Annotated in this window: 2 protein-coding genes; one reads left to right on the top strand and one right to left on the bottom strand. The window is 70.9% G+C overall.

Annotated elements, in window-relative coordinates; genetic code table 11:
- Positions 1-1,390, top strand: a 1,390-nt coding sequence (locus tag ABD52_RS36975; RefSeq protein WP_047894832.1) for a M1 family metallopeptidase, incomplete at its 5' end; no start/stop codon positions are given.
- A 44-nt stretch (positions 1,391-1,434) separates the two neighbouring features.
- Here the strand turns inward: ABD52_RS36975 and ABD52_RS36980 are convergent.
- Positions 1,435-2,456, bottom strand: a 1,022-nt coding sequence (locus tag ABD52_RS36980; RefSeq protein WP_047894833.1) for a chitinase, incomplete at its 5' end; no start/stop codon positions are given.

Here is a 2,456-nt window from a genome sequence, read left to right on the forward strand (position 1 = left end):
CTCCGCCTCCACTCCGCCGAGCCCGACCGCGCCCGCCGTCGACTACGCCGCCTGGCAGGCGGGGCGGTCGACGCCGGTGGCCGACCCGGTCTATCCGGCCCGGGGCACCGACGCGCTGGACGTCCTGCACTACGACCTCGCGCTGGAGTGGGCGCCGTCGACCACCACCCTCACCGGCACCGCCACGCTGCGGATCCGGCCGGTGAAGGACGCGCCGAGCCTGGTTCTCGACTTCATGCCCTACCAGCTCGACAGCGTCACGCTGGACGGCGCGACGGTTCCGGGCGCGGTGGCGAAGGAGAAGCTGACCGTGTCCGCCCCGGTGGTGGCGGACGAGCCGGTGACCCTGGTGGTCACCTACCACGGCCGGCCGAAGACGACCCCGATGCCGTCGCACCGCAAGGACACCGAGGCCCTGGGTCTCACCGTCACCAAGGAGGGCGGCCTCTGGACCATGCAGGAGCCGTTCGGGGCGTTCACCTGGTACCCGGCGAACGACCAGCCGTCGGACGAGGCCCTCTACGACATCCGGGTGACAGTGCCGGCCGGCTGGTCCGCGATCGCCGGCGGCACGCCCGCCGGTCAGTCCGGCACCACGTTCAGCTACCGGAGCACCGACCCGGTCGCGACCTACCTGACCACGCTCGCGGTGGGGAAGTACCAGAAGCTGACCGCGGCGGGGCCGCGCGGCGTGCCGCTGACCTACTGGTACCGCAAGGGCGCGGACGACAAGCTGCTGCCGTACCTGAAGAAGTCCCCGCAGTACCTGGCCTGGCTGGAGAAGAAGTTCGGCCCGTACCCGTTCCCCTCCGGCGGCGTCGTGGTGGTGGACTCGGCGTCGGGCATGGAGACCCAGCAGATGATCACGATGGGCCGGAAGATCGAGAACACCGCGGCCCGCCGGGACCGCTGGGGCAGCGACCTGCTGCACGAGTACGCCCACCAGTGGTTCGGCAACTCGGTCACGCCCACCACCTGGACGGACCTGTGGCTGAACGAGGGCTGGGCGAAGTACATCCAGGACCTGTACACCAAGGAGACGCTGAAGCTCAGCGAGGCCAGCCTGGACCGTTACCTGCGCGAGGGTGACGCCGTGCTGCGCAAGAAGCTGGGTCCGCCCGGCCGACCCGATCCGAAGCGGTTCGCCGAGGGGAACGTCTACCTGTGCCCGGCGGCGATGCTGCGCGAGATCCACCGGACGGTCGGCGACGCGGCGTTCTTCGCGCTGGCCCGCGCCTGGGTCCAGGAGCAGCGCAACACGCCGCAGGACCGGGCCTCGTTCATCGCCTTCGTCAACAAGCAGACGGGCCGCGACTTCACCGCGCTGATCAACGCCTGGCTGGACTCCCCGACCACGCCGAAGAAGATCACCCCGAAGAAGATCGCCTGACCCGGCGCGGGCCCCGCCCGTCCGGCGGGGCCCCGCGCCGCGTCTCAGCGGCCCTGGAGCGAGCGGACGTTGTCGGCGAACGTCCAGCCCTTCGAGCCGTCCCAGTTGACCGACCAGGTCATCAGGCCCTTGAGCCGGCCCTGGTAGGTGTTCCACGCCTGGGCCACCAGCGCCGGGCTCATGTAGCCGCCGCCGGCGCCGACCTGCGCGGGCAGCCCGGGGACCTGCCGGTCGAGCGGTACGCGGATGGTGGTGCCCTGCACGACCAGGCCGGCGTCGAGGCAGTTGGTCTGCGCGACGAAACCGGCCACGGTGCCGGCCGGGTACGAGTCACCGGCGCAGCCGTACATCGAGCCGTTGTAGTACTGCATGTTCAGCCACCACAGCCGCCCGTTGTCGGCGTACTTCTTGACGATCGGTAGGTACGCGCCCCAGATCGAGCCGTAGGTGACGCTGCCGCCGGTGACGTACGCGGTCTCCGGCGCCATGGTGAGCCCGAACCCGGCCGGCATCTGGGCCAGCACCCCGTCGATGATCCGGATCAGGTTGGCCTGCGAGGGGGAGAGCTGGTTGATGTTCCCGCTGCCGGTCAGGCCGGTCTCGATGTCGATGTCGATGCCGTCGAAGTTGTGCCGCTTGAGGATCGGCACGACGGTGGCGACGAACCGGTCGGCGACCGCGCTGGAGCTGAGGTCGATCCCGGCGGTGGCGCCGCCGATGGACAGCAGCACTGTGAGCCCGGCGGCTTTGGCCTGGCACACCTGCGCCGGGGTGGGCACCTTGACGCCGGCGTCCATGCCGTCCTCCCAGAGCACGGTGCCGTCGGCGCGGATGACCGGGAACGCTGCGGTCACCACGTTGTAGCCGTGCCCGGTGATCCGGGAGTCGGTGATCGGGATCCAGCCGAGGCCGGGGTGTACGCCGTTCGCTGCGCCGTCCCAGTTCTCCCAGTAGCCCTGAAGCACCTTGCCGGACGGCCGGGACCGCAGCGCGCAGGTGTCTCCGCCCGGCGTGGTCGGGCTGGACGACACAGTGGGCGTGGGCGTCGGCGTCCGCGTGGGGGAGG

The sequence above is a fragment of the Micromonospora sp. RV43 genome (assembly GCF_001029515.1).
Classification (GTDB): domain Bacteria; phylum Actinomycetota; class Actinomycetes; order Mycobacteriales; family Micromonosporaceae; genus Micromonospora; species Micromonospora aurantiaca.